The sequence below is a fragment of the Pantoea phosphatilytica genome, from assembly GCF_051025615.1.
In the GTDB taxonomy this organism is placed as follows: domain Bacteria; phylum Pseudomonadota; class Gammaproteobacteria; order Enterobacterales; family Enterobacteriaceae; genus Pantoea.
This window is the reverse complement of record NZ_JBPFDF010000006.1, coordinates 159,171-182,533: the sequence shown is the minus strand read 5'-3', so window position 1 is coordinate 182,533 and position 23,363 is coordinate 159,171. Positions and strand designations below refer to the sequence as shown.

Annotated in this window: 20 protein-coding genes; 15 read left to right on the top strand and 5 right to left on the bottom strand. The window is 60.7% G+C overall.

Features of this window, described 5'->3' with window-relative positions; all coding sequences use genetic code 11:
- Nucleotides 1-187 precede the first annotated feature (187 nt).
- The 7 genes from ACR6AS_RS18755 to ACR6AS_RS18725 all read left to right on the top strand — a co-directional run bounded on the left by ACR6AS_RS18755 (nt 188) and on the right by ACR6AS_RS18725 (nt 9,106).
- Nucleotides 188-1,354: an HD-GYP domain-containing protein gene (locus ACR6AS_RS18755; RefSeq protein WP_434163478.1), complete on the top strand. Its 1,167-nt coding sequence runs from the start codon at nt 188-190 to the stop codon at nt 1,352-1,354.
- A gap of 108 nt (nt 1,355-1,462) precedes the next feature.
- Nucleotides 1,463-1,552 carry a K(+)-transporting ATPase subunit F gene (gene kdpF / locus ACR6AS_RS18750; protein ID WP_010253443.1) on the top strand — a complete coding sequence of 30 codons (90 nt, stop codon included), beginning with the start codon at nt 1,463-1,465 and terminating at the stop codon, nt 1,550-1,552.
- On the top strand, nt 1,552-3,240 hold the full coding sequence (kdpA, locus tag ACR6AS_RS18745) for a potassium-transporting ATPase subunit KdpA (protein ID WP_111139307.1): 1,689 nt from the start codon (nt 1,552-1,554) through the stop codon (nt 3,238-3,240). The genes kdpF and kdpA overlap by 1 nt, the downstream gene beginning before the upstream one ends.
- Nucleotides 3,237-5,285: a potassium-transporting ATPase subunit KdpB gene (kdpB, locus tag ACR6AS_RS18740; RefSeq protein WP_111139306.1), complete on the top strand. Its 2,049-nt coding sequence runs from the start codon at nt 3,237-3,239 to the stop codon at nt 5,283-5,285. The genes kdpA and kdpB overlap by 4 nt, the downstream gene beginning before the upstream one ends.
- 10 nt (nt 5,286-5,295) lie before the next feature.
- The gene (kdpC, locus tag ACR6AS_RS18735; protein WP_293773199.1) at nt 5,296-5,862 is read left to right on the top strand and encodes a potassium-transporting ATPase subunit KdpC; all 567 of its coding nucleotides are present in this window, start codon (nt 5,296-5,298) and stop codon (nt 5,860-5,862) included.
- A gap of 16 nt (nt 5,863-5,878) precedes the next feature.
- Nucleotides 5,879-8,554: a two-component system sensor histidine kinase KdpD gene (kdpD, locus tag ACR6AS_RS18730; RefSeq protein ID WP_111139304.1), complete on the top strand. Its 2,676-nt coding sequence runs from the start codon at nt 5,879-5,881 to the stop codon at nt 8,552-8,554.
- A gap of 54 nt (nt 8,555-8,608) precedes the next feature.
- On the top strand, nt 8,609-9,106 hold the full coding sequence (locus tag ACR6AS_RS18725; RefSeq protein WP_111139303.1) for a TIGR00645 family protein: 498 nt from the start codon (nt 8,609-8,611) through the stop codon (nt 9,104-9,106).
- A gap of 73 nt (nt 9,107-9,179) precedes the next feature.
- Here the strand turns inward: ACR6AS_RS18725 and ACR6AS_RS18720 are convergent, their stop codons facing one another.
- Nucleotides 9,180-10,118 (bottom strand): LysR family transcriptional regulator, encoded by a 939-nt coding sequence (locus tag ACR6AS_RS18720; protein WP_434163476.1) that lies wholly within the window; start codon nt 10,116-10,118, stop codon nt 9,180-9,182.
- 94 nt (nt 10,119-10,212) lie between these two features.
- Here ACR6AS_RS18720 and ACR6AS_RS18715 point away from each other — a divergent pair, with 94 nt between their 5' ends.
- The 4 genes from ACR6AS_RS18715 (at nt 10,213) to ACR6AS_RS18700 (ending at nt 14,257) form a co-directional block, all read left to right on the top strand.
- Nucleotides 10,213-11,415: an MFS transporter gene (locus tag ACR6AS_RS18715; protein WP_111139301.1), complete on the top strand. Its 1,203-nt coding sequence runs from the start codon at nt 10,213-10,215 to the stop codon at nt 11,413-11,415.
- A gap of 62 nt (nt 11,416-11,477) precedes the next feature.
- A complete protein-coding gene (locus ACR6AS_RS18710) occupies nt 11,478-12,824 on the top strand; it encodes a cation:proton antiporter (RefSeq protein WP_293773212.1) in 1,347 nt (448 codons plus the stop codon).
- A gap of 23 nt (nt 12,825-12,847) precedes the next feature.
- The gene (locus ACR6AS_RS18705; protein ID WP_111139299.1) at nt 12,848-13,192 is read left to right on the top strand and encodes a hypothetical protein; all 345 of its coding nucleotides are present in this window, start codon (nt 12,848-12,850) and stop codon (nt 13,190-13,192) included.
- Between the two features lie 168 nt (nt 13,193-13,360).
- Complete coding sequence (locus ACR6AS_RS18700) at nt 13,361-14,257, top strand: alpha/beta hydrolase (RefSeq protein ID WP_111139298.1); 897 nt, start codon at nt 13,361-13,363, stop codon at nt 14,255-14,257.
- Between the two features lie 111 nt (nt 14,258-14,368).
- Here the strand turns inward: ACR6AS_RS18700 and gorA are convergent, their stop codons facing one another.
- Nucleotides 14,369-15,721: a glutathione-disulfide reductase gene (gene gorA / locus ACR6AS_RS18695; protein WP_111139297.1), complete on the bottom strand. Its 1,353-nt coding sequence runs from the start codon at nt 15,719-15,721 to the stop codon at nt 14,369-14,371.
- Nucleotides 15,722-15,848: 127 nt separating this feature from the next.
- Between gorA and rnz the strand changes: the two genes are divergently transcribed.
- Nucleotides 15,849-16,760: a ribonuclease Z gene (gene rnz, locus ACR6AS_RS18690; RefSeq protein ID WP_111139296.1), complete on the top strand. Its 912-nt coding sequence runs from the start codon at nt 15,849-15,851 to the stop codon at nt 16,758-16,760.
- Here the strand turns inward: rnz and ACR6AS_RS18685 are convergent.
- Both ACR6AS_RS18685 and ACR6AS_RS18680 read right to left on the bottom strand, forming a co-directional pair.
- Nucleotides 16,757-17,575 (bottom strand): CPBP family intramembrane glutamic endopeptidase, encoded by an 819-nt coding sequence (locus ACR6AS_RS18685; RefSeq protein WP_434163471.1) that lies wholly within the window; start codon nt 17,573-17,575, stop codon nt 16,757-16,759. The two genes, rnz and ACR6AS_RS18685, sit on opposite strands and share 4 nt — an antisense overlap.
- 7 nt (nt 17,576-17,582) lie before the next feature.
- Nucleotides 17,583-18,425 (bottom strand): 23S rRNA (adenine(2030)-N(6))-methyltransferase RlmJ, encoded by an 843-nt coding sequence (locus ACR6AS_RS18680; RefSeq protein WP_111139294.1) that lies wholly within the window; start codon nt 18,423-18,425, stop codon nt 17,583-17,585.
- 293 nt (nt 18,426-18,718) lie between these two features.
- Here ACR6AS_RS18680 and prlC point away from each other — a divergent pair, with 293 nt between their 5' ends.
- Both prlC and rsmJ read left to right on the top strand, forming a co-directional pair.
- Entirely contained in the window at nt 18,719-20,761 is a 2,043-nt protein-coding gene (gene prlC / locus ACR6AS_RS18675; RefSeq protein WP_434163468.1) for an oligopeptidase A, read from the top strand.
- An 8-nt stretch (nt 20,762-20,769) separates the two neighbouring features.
- Entirely contained in the window at nt 20,770-21,534 is a 765-nt protein-coding gene (gene rsmJ, locus ACR6AS_RS18670) for a 16S rRNA (guanine(1516)-N(2))-methyltransferase RsmJ (RefSeq protein WP_111139292.1), read from the top strand.
- 629 nt (nt 21,535-22,163) lie between these two features.
- On the opposite strand, the gene uspA is transcribed toward rsmJ, so the two are convergent.
- A complete protein-coding gene (gene uspA, locus ACR6AS_RS18665; protein ID WP_293773229.1) occupies nt 22,164-22,601 on the bottom strand; it encodes a universal stress protein UspA in 438 nt (145 codons plus the stop codon).
- 415 nt (nt 22,602-23,016) lie between these two features.
- Here uspA and uspB point away from each other — a divergent pair, with 415 nt between their 5' ends.
- On the top strand, nt 23,017-23,352 hold the full coding sequence (gene uspB / locus ACR6AS_RS18660) for a universal stress protein UspB (protein ID WP_111139289.1): 336 nt from the start codon (nt 23,017-23,019) through the stop codon (nt 23,350-23,352).
- The last annotated feature ends 11 nt before the right edge of the window (nt 23,353-23,363 follow it).

Sequence of the window (23,363 nt, the reverse complement as noted above, 5' to 3'; positions counted from 1 at the left end):
TGCCGTGACGCCTGATGATTACGCAGCAATAACACAGGACGAAGCGCAAAACCTCAACAGCAGTCAATCAACGCGCGCGCTCCTCTGACCACACAACCGGCCACCTGCTTCGCATAAAACAGCCTGAAGAAAATTTGTCCAGCTGCCGATATCACCTTACCACCCGCAGAGAGTAAGGAGTGATAGCGTGATAAAGCTGATTACTATCGATGAACTGCGTCCGGGTATGTTTATCCACAAGCTGGAAGTCTGGTGGATAAAGGACCAGCGCATTCATAATCAGATGCTGATCGCCGATCCACGACAAATTGACCTGTTACGCAATGAAGGGATCCGTCAGCTCTGGATCGATCTCGATCGATCGGTGCAGGCGCCGATCGCGACCCCGAACGCCACGAAACCTGTCGCCCGGACGCCATTTTTTCAGGAGCTGGATCTGGCACAGCAGATCTTTCAGCAGGGCAAACCCAAAATACAGGCGATGTTCAATGAGGCCCGGCTGGGCAACAGCCTGAAGCTGGATTACATGATGGAGCTGGTGGATGAGATCGCCGGTTCCATTACGCGTGAACCCTCCGCCATGCTCAGCGTGGCACGGCTTAAAAATCATGATGACTATACCTATCTGCATTCGATGGCGGTCTGCGGACTCATGATTGCGCTGGGTAAAAAACTGGGTCTGGAGGAGCGTGCATTGCGCCGGGTTGGCATGGGCGGTTTACTGCATGACGTCGGTAAAGCCGCCGTGCCGCTGGCGATCCTGAATAAAGCCGGCAGGCTGGAGGAAGAGGAGCTGAGAGTGATGCGTCAGCATCCGGTGGTGGGCGCGCAGATCCTGATCGAGTGCAACGCCGACAGCGATCTGATCGATATCGCCCTGCATCATCATGAAAAATATGATGGCAGCGGCTATCCGCATGGGCTGAAAGGTGAGGCGATTTCGCTCTACGCCCGCATGTCGGCGGTGTGTGACGTCTATGATGCCGTGACCTCGACCCGCGCCTACCGTAACGGCTGGACACCGGCAGAGGCGATGCATCAGATGCTGAGCTGGCGCGGCCACTTCGATCCGGGCCTGCTGCACACCTTTATCCGCACTATCGGCATCTATCCGGTGGGCTCGCTGGTGCGTCTGGCCTCCGGCCGGGTGGCGCTGGTGGTGAAAGCGGGTGAAAAGTCGCTGATGCGTCCCTGTGTGCATGTCTTCTGGTCGCTGCATGCTCAGCGTGAGGTGAAACCGGAGGAGCTCGACCTGGGTGACAGTTTCTGCACCGACAGCATTGTGGGCGCTGAAGACAGCACGCTCTGGAGCAACGTCGATCTGAACCGCATCTGGGCGCTGGAAGTCGCCTGATTTTTCGCCATTTTTACACTATTTTTACGCCCGCCCGCTGCATTTTAACCCCTTCTTTATACGCCGCCGCGCAAGCTAAGCCATAAATCCAATCCTCTGGAGGTTCCTGTGAGCGTGGGCGTAATAACCGGCATCGTGCTGGTGGTGTTGTTACTGGGCTATCTGATCTATGCCCTGTTAAATGCGGAGGCCTTCTGATGGCGGCCAATGCTTTCTTACTCATCGCATTCTATCTGGTGCTGCTGATGCTGCTGGCGCAACCGCTGGGTCGGGGGCTGGCATCCCTGGTGGCGGACAAACCGCTCTTTGCCCGTCTGGAAGCGCCACTGTGGCGACTGCTGGGCGCGCAGCAGTCGGAGATGCGCTGGCCGCACTATCTGCTGGCGATCCTGCTGTTCAATGCGCTGGGCTTTGTGCTGCTGCTGGCTATCCTCCTGATGCAGGGTTCGCTGCCGCTGAATCCCCAGCAGCTGCCGGGCCTGAGCTGGCATCTGGCGCTGAACACCGCTGTGAGCTTCGTGACCAACACCAACTGGCAGTCCTACAGCGGCGAAAGCACCCTGAGCTATTTCAGTCAGATGGTGGGCCTGACGGTGCAGAACTTCCTCTCTGCCGCGACCGGTATCGCCGTGGCGTTTGCCCTGATCCGCGGCTTCGCGAATCGCAGCTCGGCTTCGCTGGGTAACGCCTGGCGCGACCTGACGCGCATCACGCTCTACGTCTTACTGCCCATCAGCCTGCTGATGGCGCTGTTCTTTGTCAGCCAGGGCAGCATTCAGAACTTTGCGCCCTACCACAACTTCACCACGCTGGAAGGGGTGCAGCAGACGCTGTCGATGGGGCCGGTGGCATCGCAGGAGGCGATCAAAATGCTGGGCACCAACGGAGGAGGCTTCTTCAACGCCAACTCTGCCCATCCGTTTGAGAACCCGACCGTGCTGACTAACCTGGTGCAGATGCTCAGCATCTTTCTGATCCCGGCGGCGCTCTGCTTCGCGTTCGGTGAAAGCGTGCGTGACCGCCGTCAGGGCCACATGCTGCTCTGGGCGATGACGCTGATGTTTGTCGCGGCCGTGGCGGTGGTGATGTGGGCTGAACTGCAGGGCAATCCGCACTTCCTGCAGATGGGCGCAGACAGCGCCGCCAACATGGAAGGCAAAGAGACGCGCTTCGGCATCCTCAACAGCAGCCTGTTTGCAGTGATTACGACGGCAGCTTCCTGCGGCGCGGTGAACGCCATGCACGACTCCTTTACCGCGCTGGGCGGGATGGTGCCGATGTGGCTGATGCAGCTGGGCGAGGTGGTATTTGGCGGTGTCGGTGCGGGCCTCTACGGGATGCTGCTGTTTGTGCTGCTGGCGGTGTTTATCGCCGGGCTGATGATTGGCCGAACCCCGGAGTTCCTGGGCAAAAAAGTCGATGTGTGGGAGATGAAGATGACCGCGCTGGCGATTCTGGTCACTCCGGCGCTGGTGCTGATCGGCACCGCGCTGGCGATGATGACGGACGCCGGACGCAGCGCCATGGCGAATCCTGGCATTCACGGCTTCAGCGAGGTGCTCTACGCGGTCTCCTCGGCGGCCAACAACAACGGCAGTGCCTTTGCCGGACTGAGTGCTAACACCCCATTCTGGAACCTGTTACTGGCCGTCTGCATGCTGCTGGGCCGCTTCGGCATCATCATCCCGGTGATGGCGATTGCCGGGGCGATGGCGGTGAAAAAAGTGCAGCCGGTGGGTAACGGCACGCTGCCGACGCACGGCCCGCTGTTTATTGCGCTGCTGATCGGCACCGTTCTGCTGGTGGGTGCACTGACCTTTATTCCTGCTCTGGCCCTCGGCCCGGTGGCTGAGCATCTGCAACTTGTTCAGGGACAATCCTCATGAGTCGTCAACAACAGGCATTATTTGACGCAGCCCTGCTGCGCACCTCGGCCTGGGATGCGGTGAAAAAGCTCGATCCGCGGGTACAGTTTCGTAACCCGGTGATGTTTGTGGTCTACCTCGGCAGCATTCTGACCTCGCTGCTGGCGCTGGCGATGCTGGCTGGCCGTGTCGGCGGCAGCGCCAGCTTTACCGGCGCGATCGCGCTCTGGCTCTGGTTTACCGTGCTGTTCGCCAACCTGGCGGAGGCGCTGGCCGAAGGGCGCAGTAAGGCCCAGGCCAGCAGCCTGAAAGGGGTAAAAAAGACCAGCTTTGCTAAAAAACTTGCGGCGGCGCGCTATGGCGCTGAGTGGCAGCAGGTGGGTGCCGACCAGCTGCGTAAAGGCGACGCGGTGCTGGTGGAAGCGGGCGATATCATCCCCTGCGACGGTGAAGTCGTGGAGGGCGGCGCCTCGGTAGATGAGAGCGCCATTACCGGTGAGTCTGCACCGGTGATCCGTGAATCGGGCGGGGACTTCGCCTCCGTCACCGGCGGGACCCGTATTCTCTCAGACTGGCTGGTGATCACCTGTAGCGCCAACCCGGGCGAAACCTTCCTTGACCGGATGATCGCGATGGTCGAGGGCGCGAAACGCCGTAAAACACCCAATGAGATCGCCCTGACCATTCTGCTGGTCTCACTGACCATCGTGTTCCTGCTGGCGACCGTGACGCTCTGGCCATTCTCAGCCTGGGGCGGCACGCCGGTCAGCGTGACGGTGCTGGTGGCGCTGCTGGTCTGCCTGATCCCGACCACCATCGGGGGCCTGCTGTCGGCGATTGGCGTGGCGGGCATGAGCCGGATGCTGGGGGCCAACGTGATCGCCACCAGTGGCCGCGCGGTCGAAGCCGCAGGGGATGTGGATGTTCTGATGCTGGATAAAACCGGCACCATCACGCTCGGCAACCGTCAGGCAACGCAGTTCCTGCCCGCGCCGGGCGTCAGCGAAGAGCAGCTGGCCGACGCCGCGCAGCTCGCCTCGCTGGCCGATGAGACGCCGGAAGGCCGCAGCATCGTGGTGCTGGCGAAACAGCAGTTTAATCTGCGCGAGCGCGATCTCAGCAGCATGGGGGCCAGCTTTATTCCGTTCTCCGCCCAGACCCGCATGAGCGGCGTCAACGTGCAGGATCGCCTGATCCGCAAGGGCGCGGTGGATGCGGTGCGTCGCCACATCGAAGCGAATCAGGGCCGCTTCCCTGCCGAGGTTAACGCTCAGGTGGAAGAGGTCGCCCGTACCGGCGGAACGCCGCTGGTGGTGGCCGAGGGCGCGAATGTGCTGGGCGTGGTGGCGCTGAAAGATATTGTGAAAGGCGGCATCAAAGAGCGCTTTGCCGAGCTGCGCAAAATGGGCATTAAAACGGTAATGATCACCGGCGATAACCCGCTGACCGCCGCCGCGATTGCTGCAGAAGCGGGCGTGGATGATTTCCTCTCTGAGGCGACGCCGGAAGCGAAGCTGGCGCTGATTCGTCAGTATCAGTCAGAGGGACGGTTAGTGGCGATGACCGGTGACGGCACCAACGATGCGCCAGCCCTGGCGCAGGCGGATGTGGCGGTGGCGATGAACTCAGGTACGCAGGCGGCAAAAGAGGCGGGCAACATGGTTGATCTCGACTCGAACCCGACCAAGCTGCTGGAGGTGGTGCACATCGGTAAACAGATGCTGATGACGCGCGGTTCGCTGACCACCTTCAGTATCGCCAATGACGTGGCGAAATATTTCGCCATTATTCCGGCGGCCTTTGCGGCGACCTATCCGCAGCTCAACATGCTCAACGTGATGCAGCTGCACTCGCCCGCCAGCGCCATTCTGTCGGCGGTGATCTTTAACGCGCTGGTGATTGTTTTCCTGATCCCGCTGGCCCTGAAAGGCGTGAGCTATCGCCCGCTCAGCGCCGCCGCTCTGTTGCGCCGCAATCTGCTGATTTACGGTCTGGGTGGTCTGCTGGTGCCGTTCGTCGGCATCAAAGCGATCGATCTGCTGTTAGTGTTATCAGGCATGGCCTGAGGAGAGAGAAATGAGTCAGTTACGTCCGGCCGTTTTACTGCTGTTGCTGCTTACACTGGTTACCGGTGTGGTTTATCCTTTCCTCACTACCGGACTGGCGCAGTGGCTGTTTCCCTTCCAGGCTGGCGGCTCGCTGCTGGAAGAGGAGGGGGCCGCCCGCGGGTCAGCGCTGATTGGCCAGAACTTTACCCGGCCCGGCGATTTCTGGGGCCGTCCTTCCGCCACCAGCGATAAGCCCTATAACCCGCTCTCCTCCGGCGGCAGCAATCTGGCCGCCAGCAATCCGGCGCTAGATAAAGCGGTGGCGGAGCGCGTTGCAGCACTGCGGGCCGCCAATCCGCAGGCGTCTGCGGCGGTGCCGGTTGAGCTGGTCACCGCCTCCGCCAGCGGCCTGGACCCCGACATTTCGGCGCAGGCTGCCCTGTGGCAGGCACCCCGTGTCGCCGCCAGCCGCCAGCTGCCATTGCCGCAGGTGGAGGCGCTGATTGAGAAGATGACGCACCGTCCGCTGATGCCCTTCCTGGGGACGCCGACCGTCAACGTATTGCAGCTGAATATGGCGCTCAACGAACTGTAAGGGTGTTAAGAAAGCGATGAACCACGAACCTCAGCGTCCCGATCCTGACGCGCTGCTGCAGGCTAACCGCGAAACGCATCGCGGACGGCTGAAAATCTACTTTGGTGCCTGTGCGGGCGTGGGCAAAACCTACGCCATGCTGCAGGAGGCACAGCGGCTGCGTGCGCAGGGGCTGGATGTCCTGATCGGGGTGGTTGAGACCCATGAGCGACCGGAAACCGCCCAGCTGCTGACAGGGTTAACCCTGCTGCCGCGTCGTGCGACCGGGCGTTCACGCCATGCGGAGTTCGATCTGGATGCCGCGCTGGCCCGCCATCCGGCCGTAATCCTGATGGATGAGCTGGCGCACACCAACGTTCAGGGATCGCGCCATCCCAAACGCTGGCAGGATATAGAAGAGCTGCTGGAAGCGGGCATCGACGTCCTGACCACCGTGAACGTGCAGCATCTGGAAAGCCTCAACGATGTGGTCGGCGGCGTGACCGGCATTCAGGTGCGTGAAACCGTGCCCGATCCTTTCTTCGACAGCGCCGATGAGGTGGTGCTGGTCGATCTGCCGCCCGACGATCTGCGTCAGCGGCTGAAAGAGGGCAAGGTCTATATTGGCGACCGCGCGGAACGCGCCATCGAAAACTTTTTCCGCAAAGGCAACCTGTTCGCCCTGCGTGAGCTGGCTCTGCGCCGCACGGCCGATCGGGTGGACGATCAGATGCGTGCCTGGCGCGACCAGCAGGGCCGGGATCGCGTCTGGCACACCCGCGACGCGATCCTGCTCTGCATTGGCGATGACAGTGGCAGTGAAAAGCTGGTGCGCACCGCCGCCCGGCTGGCCGCCCGACTCGGCAGCGAGTGGCACGCGGTCTATGTCGAAACGCCCCGACTGCATCGGCTGCCGGAAGCCCGGCGACGGGCCATTCTGCGCACCCTGCAGCTGGCGCAGGAGCTGGGCGCGGAAACCGCTACGCTCTCGGAACCGGATGAGGCGGAGGCGGTGCTGGGCTACGCCCGCGAGCATAACCTGGGCAAAATTGTCACCGGCCGTCGTCCGCTGCGGCGCTGGCGGCGTGACAGTTTTGCCGAACGGCTGGGTCAGCTGGGGCCGGATCTTGATCTGCTGGTGGTGGCGCTGGATGAGCCGCTTAAGGATGCGCCGCATCCGCTGCCGGATGGCCGTGCCACCAGCGAAAAATGGCGGGTGCAGCTGCGCGGCGTGATGATGGCACTGGTGCTCTGCATCGTCGTTACCGCCGCCGGGCAATCCGTCCTGATCAACTTCGATCCCGCCAACTGTGTGATGATCTATCTGCTGGCGGTGGTGATCGTGGCGCTGCGCTATGGCCGCTGGCCCTCGGTAATCGCCACGGTGATGAATATCGTCGCCTTTGACCTCTTCTTTGTCGCGCCGACCGGCACGGTGGCGGTCTCCGACCTGCAATATCTGGTGACCTTCGGTGTGATGCTGGCGGTAGGGGTGATTGTCGGTAATCTGACGGCGGGCGTGCGCTATCAGGCGCGGGTCGCCCGCTACCGTGAGCAGCGGGCGCGTCAGCTCTATGAGATGGCGAAATCGCTGGGTAGTGCGTTAACGCCACAGGATATCGCCGCCACCAGTCAGCGGGTGCTCGACGCCACGCTGCAGGCGCGCTGCCTGCTGCTGCTGCCGGATGAGCAGGGTGAGCTGCAGCCGGTGGGCGAGGCGCTACCCACCAGCGAACCGGATCGGGCGATTGCCAAATGGAGCTACAGCAAAGGCCAGCCGGCGGGCGCGGGCACCGACACCTTACCGGCGGTGCCTTATCAGATCCTGCCGCTGAAAAGCGGCGCGCACTGCCGCGGCCTGCTGGTGGTGGAGCCGCAGAACCTGCGTCAGCTGATGATCCCCGAGCAGCAGCGGCTGGTGGAAACCTTCACGGTGCTGATCGCCAACGCTCTGGAGCGGATGGCACTGTCGCACAGCGAGGCGGCGTCCCGGCTCGCGGCCGAGCGGGAACAGCTGCGCAACGCGCTGCTGTCGGCGCTGTCACACGACCTGCGCACGCCGCTGACCGTGCTGTTTGGTCAGGCGGAGATGCTGATGCTCGACCTTGCCGGTGACAACTCAAAGTATGTGCCGCAGGCGAGTCAGATCCGCGAACAGACGCTGAGCACGATCCGGCTGGTCAGCAATATGCTGGATATGGCCCGCATTCAGTCGGGCGGGCTGAATCTGCGGGAAGAGTGGCTGGCGCTGGAGGAGGTGATCGGCGGCGCGCTGAGCAGTATGGCGCCGTCGCTGAAAGGGCATGAGGTTCAGCTCGACCTGCCGGATGACATTGTGCTGATCAAGGGCGACAGCACGCTGCTGGAGCGGGTCTTCACCAATCTGATCGAGAACAGCCTGAAGTATGCCGGTAACTGCGCGCCGCGTGGTATCCGCGCCTGGCGCGCCGCCACCCGGCTGGAGATTTCGGTCTGGGACGGCGGACCGGGCATTGCGGAAGGGGATCTCAGCCGGATATTCGATAAGTTCTCACGCGGTGATAAAGAGTCGGCGGTGCCGGGCGTGGGCCTGGGGCTGGCGATCTGTAAGACCATTATCGAAAGCCACGGCGGGCAGATCTGGGCGGAAAACCGGGCCGAAGGCGGCGCGGCTTTCCGCCTCTCACTGCCCCTGCCGCCCGCGCCTGAAATTTCTGAAGAAGGGCTGAAATAACTTCACAGTGAATCGGTTATACTCCCGGACCTGTCTGATTACGTGTGGGATTGTATGGAACGTTTTACCGAAAACCTGATGTATGCATCGCGCTGGTTGCTGGCTCCGGTTTACATTGGACTTTCGCTGGGATTGCTGGCGCTGACCATTAAATTTTTCCAGGAAATTTTTCACCTGCTGCCCAACATTTTCAGCATTGCGGAAAACGATCTGATCCTGTTGCTGCTGTCGCTGGTGGATATGACGCTGGTGGGCGGCCTGCTGGTGATGGTGATGCTGTCAGGCTATGAGAACTTCATCTCTAAGCTCGACATCGACGAAGATAAAGAGAAGCTGAGCTGGCTGGGCAAGATGGACTCCGGCTCGCTGAAGAACAAAGTGGCCGCCTCTATCGTCGCGATCTCCTCGATTCACCTGCTGCGGGTGTTTATGGAAGCGCGCAATGTCGATAACGGCAAGCTGATGTGGTACGTGATTATCCATCTGACCTTTGTGCTCTCCGCCTTTGTGATGGGCTGGCTGGATAAGCTGTCGCGTAGCGACAAAAAGTAACCTCACGCCTCCGGTAGCCCGCTGACGCGGGCACCTGTTTTATCCGCCTCTCCCTGTTTTCCTGCCTTTCTGATTACCCCGCTGGCGAAGCCGGGCGTGTGCCTGTCAGCTGCGGCATCACCTCTTTGATCATGGAAAAAAAGTGCTGCAGCCTGGCCGGGTAGTAACTCGCCCAGGGATAGGTCAGCCACACCGGCAGCGGCGGAGCCTGCCAGGCGGGGACCAGCTGTACCAGGCTGCCCGCCGCCAGATCCGCCTGCACCGCCCAGGAGGAGACAATCGCCGCGCCCATGCCTGCCAGCGCCGCTTTGCGCACCGCATAGAGGCTGTCGCTGGCGAGCCGGGGTGTAATCGGCAGGTTCACTGGCTGGCCGTCGTCAATCCTCTGTAGCGCCACCTCATTGCGGTAAAAACTGGTCAGGGCCAGCCACGGCAGATCGCGCAGCTGTCCGACCGCTTCAACCGGCGGCTGTCGGGCCAGCAGCGAGGGGGCCGCCACCACGATGCGCGGCACCTCGGCCAGCAGAATCGCCACCACGGAGGGATCGGTTGGTGCGCCCACCTGAATCGCGCAGTCAACGTTCTCCGCGATAAAGTCCGGCGTCCGGTCATTCAGCATCCACTCGATATTGAGCCGGGGATAGCGATTCAGGTAATCCACCAGCGGGGCGATCAGCTGATCCTGACCAAAGGCGTGCGGCGCGCGCACCCGCAGCGTTCCGACCGGATCGGCACTGGCATCGGTCAGCGCATCCTCCAGCGCATGCCAGGTTGCCAGCAGCTCCCGCGCCTGCGCGTAGCAGCGTTCGCCATCGTCGGTGAGCTTCAGGGCATGGGTGGTGCGCAGGATCAGCTTCAGGCCGAGCCGCTGCTCCAGGGACTGCAGCCGACGACTGACGGTGGGTTGCGTAGTGCCGAGCTGGGCGGCGGCGGCGGATAAGCTGCCGCTCTCGACGATACGGATAAAGGTCTGCATCAGATCGATGCGATCGCTGCTGTTCGGGTTGTTCATACGCTCCACGCATAACGGTTTTGCCTGATGTCAGTCTACCGCGTATAAACGCGATGCGCTCTAATGGCGGCTGAAAATCGCGAGGAACAGAACCATGTCAGCAATACAGACCCACTCCCACAATGAACCGCTCGCCACGCCGCTGGTGTTTACCCTGGCCGCCGGGGCCGGACTCAGCGTCGCGTCGATCTACTACAGCCAGCCGATGCTGGAGATCATCAACCGGCAGTTTAATGCGGGGATCGGCGCGGTTGGCATGGTGCCGATGCTGACCCAGGCGGGCTATGCGCTGGGTATTCTGCTGCTGGCCCCGCTGGGCGACCGTCATGACCGGCGCACCATCATCTTCATCAAGGGGTTGCTGCTGGTGGCGGCGCTGCTGCTGTGCGGCTTTTCCGGCGGACTCAGCGCGCTGCTGATCGCCAGCTTTGTGACCGGCCTGACCGCCACCGTGGCACAGGATATTGTGCCCGCCTCGGCGGCGCTGGCACCGGAACGCAGCCGGGGGAAAACAGTCGGTACGGTGATGACCGGGCTGCTGGTGGGGATCCTGCTGTCGCGGGTCGTCAGCGGCGTGGTGGCGGAGTATTTCGGCTGGCGCACCCTCTATATGATCGCCGCGCTGTCGGTGCTGCTGATCACGCTGACGCTGCGGCGGATTCTGCCACGCTTCGCGCCGGGCACCCAGGTGAGCTATCCGCGTCTGCTGCTGTCGCTGGTGCATCTCTGGCGTCACCACCAGACGCTGCGCCGGGCCGCACTGGCGCAGGGGCTGCTCTCCGTCGCCTTCAGCGCCTTCTGGTCAACGCTGGCGCTGATGCTCAGCGACCGTTTTCATCTCGACAGTGCCATCGCCGGAGCCTTTGGCCTGGCGGGCGCAGCAGGTGCAATGGCGGCACCGCTGGCGGGCAGTGTCGCTGACCGCATCGGCCCGGCGCGGGTGACGCTGGTGGGTGCAGGGCTGGTGACGCTCTCCTTTGCGCTGATGTTTCTGCTGCCGCTGCTGCCGGTGCCGGCGCAACTGGCGCTGATCGTCCTGTCGGCCATCGGGTTTGATTTAGGGGTGCAGGCTACGCTGGTGGCACATCAGACGCTGGTCTATGGTCTGGCGCCTGAGGCACGCAGCCGTCTCAACGCGCTGCTGTTTACCGTAGTGTTTATCGGGATGGCCAGCGGTGCCGCGCTCGGGAGTCTGGCGCTGGCGCACGGGGGCTGGAATGGAGTGGTTGCGCTCGCCACCCTGGCCGGCGCCGCCAGTGTAGCGGTGCGTTTCGCCAGTCGTCACCTGAAAAACTGATCGTCTCGCCCGTCAAAAAATGTGCCAGGCTTATTCATAAACCCGAAATAATCTGGAGTGTTATGAACTTTTTAGCCTGGACAGCAGCGACGGGCGGCCTTCTGCTGCTGATGTCACTGGCTTCCGGATGGATTCACCGGGGACCCGTGACCTCATTTGGCCTGTTTCTTATCGCCGGGATACTCTGCGGGCCGTGGGGCTTTGACCTTATCCATATCGATATCGTTACCCACTCTGAAGCCGTGGCGCACATCACCGAGATCACCATGGCCGCCTCGCTGTTCATTACTGGCCTTAAGCTGCGCCTGCCGCTGCAGAATCACTGCTGGCACACCGGGCTGAAGCTGGCATTTCCCGCCATGCTGCTGACGGTGGCGGCGATGACCCTGCTGGCGCACTACGTGGTGGGATTAGCGTGGCCGATCGCGCTGGCATTTGGGGCGATCGTCGCGCCCACCGATCCGGTGCTGGCGAGCTTAATCTCGGTGAATGATGCGCAGGATGATGATTCGCTGCGGGTGGCGATCTCCAGCGAAGCGGGCATGAATGATGGCTCCGCGCTGCCGCTGCTGATGCTGGCGCTGCTGCTGTTCAATGGCGAGAGCCTGAGCGGCGCGATGCTGGCGCACTGGGGCGCGGTCGAGGTGATCTGGGCGATTGGCGGCGGGCTGATCATCGGGTTTGTGCTGGGGCAGTTGATTGGCGTGCTGGCGACCCGTCTGCGCAATGCCAATGGCGATGTCGCCCCCAACGATTTCCTGGCGCTGGCGCTGATCGCGCTGAGCTATTCGCTGGTGGAGTGGCTGGGTGCTTCCGGCTTCCTGGCCGCCTTTGCCGCCGGGCTGGGGCTGCGCCGGGCGGAGCTGGGCGTTTTCCGGCGTCATCAGCCCGACGATCTCTCCGACGACGAGCGGGTGCTCCCCTCTGAGGCGCTGGTCAATCCCAACAAGCGGCTGGCGCATCAGGGCGACAGCAATATGGTGAAATCGATTGGGTTTGTGGTAGGCGACGCCCTCTCTTTTGGCGATACTATTGAACGTCTGCTGGCGGCTGGCATGATGGTGGTGCTGGGCGTGACGCTGGCGCAGCACTGGAATCTCTACGGCGTGCTGCTCGGGCTGGCGCTGTTCGTCGTGGTGCGGCCGCTGGCTGTCTGGCTGGTGACGCTGCGCGCCGGGCTGCCGCTGGGGCAGCGCCTGCTGATCGGCTGGCTAGGCATCCGGGGGATAGGCAGCCTGAACTACATCGCCTACGCCTGGACGCACGGCATGGAAGGCCCGCAGATGGAAATCATGACGAACATGGCGTTAACACTGGTGGTCTGCAGCGTGGTGATCCACGGCACCACCGTGACGTCGCTGCTGAACTGGCGTCAGAAACGCATTGAAGCCCTTCAGCGCAAGGCTTAACCCGCAAGAACAGGAGTTAAAAAATGAAAGTGACTCAGATAGTGCTGCTGAGCATCCTCGCGTCCGGCAGTGCGCTGGCGGCGGACGACGCTGACACAGAACAGAATGTCTATGCCAGCCAGTTGTGCCACATCGTCAGCGGCGAAAAAAAGGTCGCGACGGCGGATCACTATGTCGAACAGATGAAGTCGGCTGTAGCGAGCAGCCAGTCGCCGTCGGCGATGAATCAGCCCGAATTTGATGAAGAGTCGGCGCGTGAAGTCGCCAGCGCCTGGCTGCAGCTGGGTGACGATGAGCGCGCCAAACTGCGCGTCAATGAACAGCAGTGTGAACAGGCGGTCATGGCGCAGTTCCAGCAGGAAGATTAACCGCGCTGCATCAGAGAAAAACGCGCCTGCCGGGCGCGTTTTTTTATGGCTTTTCAGGGGACATTGCGTACATAATCGCCAGCCATGGCATCCGCCTTGCATCTGTTGATTCTCCTTCAGCCCGCCGCAACGGCTGGCTTATTACTCTGGCATCACTTAACAGGCATTATGATTACGCGTCGACGCTTTATTCTCGGCACGGGAGCGCTTGGGCTCTCCATGACCACCGGCAAATTATTTGCCCGCGATGACATTATTCCCCTCTGGCCGGACGATCCGCCCGGCGGCGGCGGCCCATCGGGTCAGCTGCGGATTAACAGTACCGGTTCATGGTCGAATATCGTCAGCCCGGCGATTCAGCGTTTTAAGCCCGAGAATCCCAATGGCGAGTCGGTGTTGATCGCCGCTGGCGGCGGCTATCGCTGGATCGGCATGGCACGCGAAGCCTGGCCGGTGGCGCGCTGGCTCAACGCCAGTGGCTACACCGCCTATGTGCTCAGCTACCGGCTGCCGCATGAGAAGTGGCAGGCGGGCCGGCTGGCACCGCTGCAGGATGCGCAGCGCGCCATCCGGCTGGTGCGATCTTTCGAACGCAGGGTGCATGTGCTGGGCTTCTCGGCAGGCGGGCATCTGCTGGGGCTGGCGGCGGCGCGGCCGGACTTTCAATCCTATCCCGCCATCGATTCGCTGGATGAGGTGGTGCCTGGCGTTGATAGCGTGGGGCTGATCTATCCGGTGATTACCCTGGAAGCGCCTTATCAGCACACCAACACCCATCTGATGATGGTCGGCAAAAATGCCACGCCGCAGGATGAGGCGAACTGGTCGGTACAGAACTTTGTGACCCGGCACTATCCGCCGACGTTTCTGGCGCAGGCCGAGGACGATCACACCTCCAATCCCTTTAATACCGAGCTGATGCGCGACACCTGTCGCCGCAATCGCGTGCCGGTTGAGCTGATTCAGATCAGCAAAGGCGGGCATGGATTTGGTCTGGGCAAGGCGGGAACACCCGCGGCGTTATGGGATCAGGCGTATGTCCGCTGGCTGGATCGGGTCGGCTGAGGGGCTCTGGTGCGGTGCAGGGCTGCACGCTCAGTAAACCTGGCAGGCGGCAGAGAGATAAAAAAAACAGGCGGCCGGAGCCGCCTGTTCTGTTGCTGAAGCCCGTGCGGCTTAGCGCATGGTCACAAACTCTTCCGCGGCGGTCGGGTGGATCGCCACGGTGTTGTCGAAGTCTTTCTTGGTCGCGCCCATCTTCAGCGCCACGGCGAAGCCCTGCAGCATCTCATCCATGCCGAATCCGATACCGTGAATCCCGACAATCTTCTCATCGGCACCCACGCAGACCAGCTTCATGCGGCACGGCTGACGATGCTGAGTCACCGCGCTGTACATCGCGGTAAACGATGATTTGTAGATTTTGACCTGATCGTCGCCATACTGTTCGCGCGCCTGCGGCTCGGTCAGGCCGACGGTGCCAATCGGCGGATGGCTGAAGACCACGGTCGGCACATTGCTGTAATCCAGATGCTCATCCGGCTTGTTGTTAAACAGACGCTCAGAGAGACGACGGCCTGCGGCCACCGCGACCGGCGTCAGCTCGACCGCACCGGTGTTATCGCCCACCGCATAGACGCCGGAGACATTGGTGTTCTGGAATTTATCGACGCGGATATAGCCTTTGTCGTCCAGCGCCACGCCTGCAGCGTCAATATTGAGGTTGTCGGTCGCCGGCTCACGGCCGATCGCCCAGACCAGGCAATCCACGGTGTATTCGCTGCCGTTTTCCAGCCGCAGCGTCAGGCTGCCATCTTCATTCTTCGTCACCGATTCCGGCACGGCTTCGGTGTGCAGCGTCGGGCCATCGGTGTTCATTACTTCGACCAGCGTTTCGGAGAGCAGCGGATCGAAGCTGCGCAGCGGCGCATGCTTACGCACGAACAGGTGGGTTTCTGAGCCCAGCGCGTTCACCACGCCCGCCAGCTCGACCGCGATGTAGCCTGCACCGATCACCGCTGTGCGTTCTGGCAGCGCATCCAGCTCGAAGAAACCGTCGGAATCGATGCCATATTCCGCACCCGGAATCGACGGGTGAACCGGACGACCGCCGGTGGCGATCAGGATATGGTTAGCGGTGATGATCTCGCCGTTAACTTCCACGCTGTGCGCATCGACGAAGCGGGCAAAGCCTTTGATTACTTCGACTTTGTTTTTGCCCAGCACGTTGTCATAGGAGTTGTGGATACGATCGATATAGGCGCTGCGGTTTTTCACCAGCGTGGCCCAGTCGAAGCGGTTCACGGTGGTGTCGAAGCCGTAATCCGGGCCGTAAAGATGGATAGCCTCAGCGATTTGCGCGGCGTGCCACATGATCTTTTTCGGCACGCAACCCACGTTCACGCAGGTGCCGCCCAGCTCTTTCGCTTCAATCAGGGCGCATTTCTGGCCATACATAGCCGCACGGTTAATTGAGGCGATACCGCCGCTGCCGCCGCCAATGGCGAGATAGTCGAAATGTCGGGTCATTGAAGTATCCATCCGGTTGCATAAAAAATTGGGGTTGAGTGTAACGCTGCGGGTCGAAATGACGCAAAGTTTGCGCCTATGATTGTAATAGGGTTCTGTTTTTTCATCGCTGACAGGGAAGCATACCATGCACCTCACTTTTCTTGGCACCGGCGGCGGTGCTCCCAGCCTGCAACGTAACGTGACATCCATTGCTTTTACCCGTGCGCAGAGCGGTGAAACCTGGCTGTTCGACTGCGGGGAGGGCACGCAATTACAGTTTATGCGCTCCAGCCTGAAACCGGGCAAAGTGGACAGAATTTTTATCACCCATCTGCATGGCGATCATATTTTCGGGCTGCCGGGCCTGCTCACTAGCCGATCGATGGCCGGGCTGACCACACCGATGACGGTTTACGGGCCAAAGGGGTTAAAAACCTTTGTGGAGACGGCGCTGTCGATCAGCGGCTCTTACACTGACTATCCGCTGACGATCGTCGAGATTGAGGCGGGCTGGACGCTGGATGACGGGGCCTTCCGCATCAGCGCCTGGCCGCTGAGCCATCCGGTAGAGTGCTACGGCTACCGCATTGAGCAGCATGACAAACCCGGCCTGCTGGATGCGGCGCGGCTTAAGGCCGAAGGGGTGCCACGCGGGCCGTGGTTTCAGCAGCTCAAACAGGGCGAGCGCGTCACGCTGGAGGATGGCCGGGTGATCAACGGCGCGGACTATCTGGGGCCGGCGACGCCTGGCAAAAAGCTGGCTATCTTTGGCGACACCGCCCCTACCGAGGCCGCGCTGCAACTGGCGGCGGATGTTGATCTGATGGTGCATGAAACCACGCTGGAGGCGGCGATGGTGGAAAAGGCCAACGGACGCGGCCACTCCACCACCCTGCAGGCCGCCGATCTGGCGAAACGCGCCGGGGCAAAACGGCTGATCGCCACCCATTTCAGCTCCCGCTATCTGGCCAGAGACATGAGCCGCCTGCTGGCGGAGTGTCAGACGATTTTTCCCTGCACCGAGCTGGCTTCGGATCTGGCCGTTTTCACGGTTTAGTGCTGGAGTGCCGGATAGGTAAAGAGCAGCAGATGAGTGAGGTTAAGGGTAAAGTGCAGGGCGGTCGCCAGCCATAACCGGCCGCTCCAGTGCCACGCCAGGCCATACAGCAGGCCCGCCAGGGTGGCAAAAATCACCAGCAGCACGCCGCCGGTGATGTGCGCCAGCCCGAACAGCAGTGCGCTGATCGCGAGCGCGGGCACGCCTCCCAGTGCCGCCCGGAGCCGCTGTTGCAGATAGCCGCGAAACAGCGCCTCTTCGGCCAGCGAAACAAAAAACAGATTCGCCAGCATAAATGCGGGCAGCCACGATGGAAGGTGCGGCTCAAACGCCAGACCGCCCAGCAGCACGGCGCAGCAGAGCAGCAGCGGCACGGCGGCGATGAGCGCCAGCGCCGCGATCCACGGATAACGCGGCGGGCAGGCCCGGGCGCGGAACAGCGTCGGCAGGCAGGCCAGCAGCACGAAGGGGATCAGCGCCTTATCGATATTAAAGGAGAAGCTGAACGGCAGGCTCTGCGCACCCACCTTAACCGCATCGACCTGAACAGGATTGTGAAAGCCGGGAAAGAGATGGAGCAGCAGCCCCAGCGCGATCAGCAGCAGCAGCGCTTCGCGCAGCAGGGCATATCGGGAACGGGCTGGGTCATCGCGGTGCAGCGCAACCAGCGCGGCGGTGCCGGCCAGCAGCGGCAGAACCGGCCACGTCAGGACCTGATGATAAAACCCCACCAGCACGGCGAAGGCTGACAGCAGCAGCGCCAGCCGCCGGGCGGGTTGCAGAGCGGCCAGTGCGGCCGCCAGCAGCATCCACATCGTGGCGTTATTCAGGGACGATCTGGTTTACCACGAAGTGACCGGTGCCTGCCGGAACCAGTTTTTTGTGCAGCCACGGCAGCACGGTGTTCATCTGATCGGCCAGCTTCCACGGCGGGTTGATCACAATCATGCCGGAGGCGGTCATGCCGCGCTGATCGCTGTCCGGACGGGTTGCCAGCTCGATCTGCAGAATATTGCGAATGCCGGTCGCTTCCAGGTCGCGCAGCATATGCTTGATCTGCTGGCGTAATACCACCGGATACCACAGCGCGAAGATGCCGGTGCCGAAACGTTTGTGGCCTTCCTGGATCCCTTTCACGACCGCCTGATAGTCACTTTTCATCTCATACGGCGGATCGATCAGCACCAGACCGCGACGCGACAGCGGGGGCAGCTTCGCTTTCAGCTGCTGATACCCGTCGGCGCGATCGACGCGGGCGCGGTTGTCTTTGCTGAATTCGTTACGCAGCAGCGGATAGTCGCTGGAGTGCAGTTCGGTGAGCTGCAGTTTGTCATCTTCACGCAGCAGGTGACGGGCGATCAGCGGGGAGCCGGGATAGTAACGCAGCGCGGGGCCGCGATTCAGCGCGCCGATCGCGTCAAAATAGGGCTGCAGCAGTGCGGGTGCGTCGGGCTGCTGCCAGATGCGGGCGATCCCTTCCAGATATTCACCGGTACGCTCGGCGTGTTCGCCGCTGAGCTGGTAGCGGCCGGCACCGGCATGGGTATCCAGGTAGAAAAAGGGTTTCTCTTTCTCTTTCAGCGCCGTGATGATCAGGCTCAGAACGGTGTGCTTCAGCACGTCGGCATGGTTGCCGGCATGGAAGCTATGGCGATAACTCAGCATTGTTTATCCTGTTGAATGTATAAGGTTTTAATTGATGGAAAATCAATTTATCCCAATTATTACCTCACGTATTACCCACAGAACGACGCACAGCAACCGACGCAGGAAAAGCATGAGAATCCGCGATTATATCAGGGATGACGGGGTGATGGGTCGAAAGCGAGAGAACAAATCGGCGCGTTTCTTCCCCACCTCTCTCTGGCTGCCATTGATTTTCGCTACACTAAGCCGCATGTTACTTAGATTGCGTGGCGCGACCCGCTGCGCCCCATACATCCATAAAGGACTGCGCTATGACCAATCCGCTACTGACATCTTTTACGCTTCCCCCTTTTTCTGCCATCCAGCCTGAACATGTGGTGCCTGCCGTGACGGAAGTACTCAGCCAGTGTCGCGCAGAAGTTGAAAAAGTCGTGGCGCAGGGCGCGCCCTATACCTGGGATAATCTGGTTCAGCCGCTGGCGGAAACCGATGACCGCCTGAGCCGTATCTTCTCCCCGGTCAGCCACCTTAATTCGGTCAAAAACAGCCCGGAGCTGCGCGAAGCCTATGAGCAGACGCTGCCGCTGCTCTCTGAATACAGCACCTGGGTCGGTCAGCATGAGGGCCTCTATCAGGCTTATCGCAGCCTGAAAGCGAGCGACGAGTATGCTGCGCTGGATCTGGCGCAGAAGAAGGCGGTCGATAACGCCCTGCGTGATTTCGAACTTTCCGGTATCGGTCTGCCCAAAGAGAAGCAGCAGCGCTATGGCGAGATCGCCGCGCGCCTCTCCGAACTGGGATCGGCCTACAGCAACAACGTGCTGGATGCCACCATGGGCTGGAGCAAGCTGATCACCGACGAAAGCGAACTGGCGGGGATGCCGGAAAGCGCGCTGGCCGCGGCGAAAGCCCAGGCCGAAGCCAAAGAGCAGGAAGGCTGGCTGCTGACGCTGGATATTCCAAGCTATCTGCCGGTTATGACCTACTGCGACAACGCCGCGCTGCGTGAAGAGATGTATCGCGCCTACGCAACACGCGCCTCCGATCAGGGACCGAACGCCGGTAAGTGGGATAACGGTCCTGTCATGGCGGAAGAGCTGGCGCTGCGTCACGAACTGGCACAATTGCTGGGCTTTGACTCCTACGCCGATAAATCGCTGGCGACCAAAATGGCACAGAGCCCGTCTCAGGTGATCGATTTCCTCAATGACCTGGCTGAACGCGCCCGTCCGCAGGGTGAAAAAGAGCTGGAGCAGCTGCGCGCCTTCGCCCGGAAAGAGCATGGTGTGACGGAACTCAATCCGTGGGATCTCACCTATTACGGTGAAAAACAGAAGCAGCATCTCTACACCATCAGCGACGAGCAGCTGCGTCCTTACTTCCCGGAAGAGCGGGCCGTCGCCGGTCTGTTTGAAGTGGTAAAACGCATTTACGGCATCACGGCGAAGCAGCGCACCGACGTCGAGGTTTATCATCCTGACGTGAAGTTCTTCGATCTGTTCGATGAAACCGGTGAACTGCGCGGCAGCTTCTACCTCGACCTCTATGCCCGTGAGCACAAGCGCGGCGGGGCCTGGATGGATGACTGCGTGGGTCAGATGCGTAAAGCTGATGGCAGCCTGCAGAAGCCGGTCGCCTACCTGACCTGTAACTTTAACCGCCCGGTAAAAGGCAAACCGGCGCTGTTTACCCATGACGAAGTGATTACTCTGTTCCATGAGTTTGGTCACGGCCTGCACCACATGCTGACCCGCATCGAAGCGCCGGGCGTATCGGGTATCAACGGGGTGCCGTGGGATGCGGTAGAACTGCCAAGTCAGTTTATGGAAAACTGGTGCTGGGAACCTGACGCGCTGGCCTTTATCTCTGGACACTATGAAACGGGCGAGCCGCTGCCGAAAGCGTTGCTGGATAAAATGCTGGCGGCCAAAAACTACCAGGCGGCACTGTTTATCCTGCGTCAGCTTGAGTTTGGTCTGTTCGACTTCCGTCTGCACACCGAGTTTAACCCGGAGAAAGGCGCGCAGATCCTGGAAACCCTGCGCGAAGTGAAAAGCCGCGTGGCGGTCGTTCCGAGCCCGGAATGGGGCCGTTTCCCGCACGCCTTCAGCCATATCTTCGCAGGGGGCTATGCTGCCGGTTACTACAGCTATCTGTGGGCCGACGTGCTGGCGGCCGACGCCTATTCCCGCTTCGAAGAAGAGGGCATCTTCAACCGTGAAACCGGTCAGTCGTTCCTGGATAATATCCTGACGCGCGGGGGGTCCGAAGAGCCGATGGAGCTGTTCAAACGCTTCCGCGGCCGTGAGCCGCAGCTCGATGCGATGCTGGAACATTACGGCATTCAGGGATAAGTCGGTTCGTGAAAATCTGTTTACTTGATGAATCGGGCGCCGGAAACGGCGCCTTATCACGTTTAGCGCAACGCTGGCTGCTGGAGCACGATGATGCCACGCCGCTGGCCCTGGTGCAGACGGCCACGCATCTGGAGCTGCGCAAGCGCGATGAGCCAAAGCTGGGCGGCATTTTTGTTGATTTTGTCACTGGCGCGATGGCGCATCGCCGTCGCTTTGGTGGCGGGCGCGGCGAAGCCGTGGCGAAAGCGGTTGGCATTAAAGGCAGCTATCTGCCGGATGTGGTTGACGCCACGGCCGGGCTGGGGCGGGATGCATTTGTGCTGGCGGCACTGGGTTGCCGGGTACGGATGCTGGAACGCCATCCGGTGGTGGCTGCACTGCTGGACGATGGCCTGCAGCGCGGTTATCAGGATGCGGAAATCGGTCCCTGGCTGCGCGAAAGGCTGACGCTGATCCATGCTGCCAGCGCGCAGGCGCTGGGCGAGATTACGCCTCAGCCCGATGTGGTCTATCTTGACCCGATGTATCCCCATCGCCAGAAAAGTGCGCTAGTGAAAAAAGAGATGCGGGTATTCCAGTCGCTGGTTGGCCCCGATGAAGATGCGGATGCGTTACTGGAACCGGCCCGTCGGCTGGCGAAGAAGCGCATCGTGGTCAAACGGCCAGACTACGCCCCGCCGCTGGCAGGGGTGGAGACGCAGGCGGCGGTGGTCACGAAAAGTCATCGCTTCGATATCTATCCCCCGCTGGCGGCTCCGCCCGCATCCTAATCTGCCCGCTTTCACCAGCGCGCCCGCCCGGTTTATCTGGCACGCTGCCGTACCGGGTTCGTAACGCGCATCTCATCATGTGACGGATGAAATAAAGCATGGCTGAATAATTTCAGCCATGCTTTATAAACGCTTCGCGTTATCGCGGCATAATGCTTCAGCCGGGGTTCTGCGGGACGCTTAATTTAACAGATTGTCCAGAAACGTCGGTGGCACAACGGCGACAGGAGGACGGATCTCTGACGGGTTCCAGTTTGTTTCCGGAACGGTGAGCGGGTATCGGGGGCGATAACCTTGTTCATTAATTCCGGAACATTCATTTCGCACTGGCTGACGTCACCCATCATACCGACGAGGCAGGCGCCACTGACCACCGTTATTTCTGCCGGGTTAATTTCTCTCATCGTTAATATCCTTATTAGTTTCTCTGAATCAGTTAAAGCGACTATTTCGCGCTGCTCTCCTGTGTAAAGAAAACAAGCAAGCCAGAAAAAGACAACGAATGCCGTTATCTTTGCCTATCGTAATACTTTGATAAGTTCCCTTTTGCTGTCAGGAATTAACCAGGCACGGGTCATAGTCTTCCTGCATGAAAAAAGCCGGCGGGTGCCGGCTTTCAGAAACGGGGATTATGCGTCCTCTTCATCGCGTAGCGGCACAATCAGCATGTCGATGTGCACGGTATTGATCAGCTGGCGGGCAGAGGACATCAGCTTGCTCCAGAAATCCTGATGATGACCACACACGACCAGGTCGACATCATATTTCTTAATCGCATCCACCAGCACCTGCCCCAGGTCGCCGCTGCCGCTCAGCGTCTCACTGACAGGATAACCTGCCGCGTCTGACAACCCTTTCAGCGCGGTATGGGTCTCTTCGGAGATCCGCTTCTGCATATCCCCCAGATTGACATCGATCAGGCCGGTGTAGAGGTCGGAGTAATTCACATCAACGTGAATCAGGGAAATTCTGGCATCGTAGGGGCGAGCCAGCGAGACGGCCTTATCCACCAGCAACTGACTTTCCGGGGAAAGGTCTACTGCAATCAGGATGTGTTTATAAGCCATGATAAAACTCCTTTCACGAGATTAAGGATGGCATCCAGTGTTCCTGCCGCGTCACAGCTTAGCGAAATCCCTTGCGCGAGCGGGCGATGAGCGCCACCAACGTGTCTGCCTGCGTTGCAGGTGATGATGTTGTTATCCCCTGAGTATAGCCTTCTCTCACCGCAAATGCTGCCGTTGCCGCCTGGCTTGTGCAGCAGATCAAGGCTGTTCAGAATTTACTCGCGCTGAACGAAAATCATCGTTGGAAAAAATGTAAAGATTTCTCCTACACTGAAAAAAGGCGGTCCGATTCGCAGCCGCTCAGGGGGTCGAAAACTTTGGCAGTCCGGTGATTCAGTGGCGGGTTATATCGGCAGGCGGGCTCAGTGCATGATGCGGGGTCTGTGGCTGCGATTCCGGCCGGGAGGGGGAGAAAATGATCAGCACTATTGCACTTTTCTGGGCGCTTTGTGTGGTATGTATCGTAAATATGGCGCGCTATTTTTCATCGCTGCGCGCGCTGCTGGCGGTTCTGCGGGGCTGTGATCCGCTGCTGTATCAGTATGTCGATGGTGCGGGATTTTTCACTTCTCACGGCCAGCCGAGCAAACAGGTGCGGCTGGTGACCTATATCTGGGCAAAGCGTTACCTTGACCACCATGATGATGAATTCATCCGGCGCTGTGAGCGGGTTAGAGGACAGTTTATTCTGACCAGTGCACTGTGCGGGCTGGTGGTGATCAGTCTGGTGGGGCTGGCGATCTGGCATTAAAAAAGGGCGAC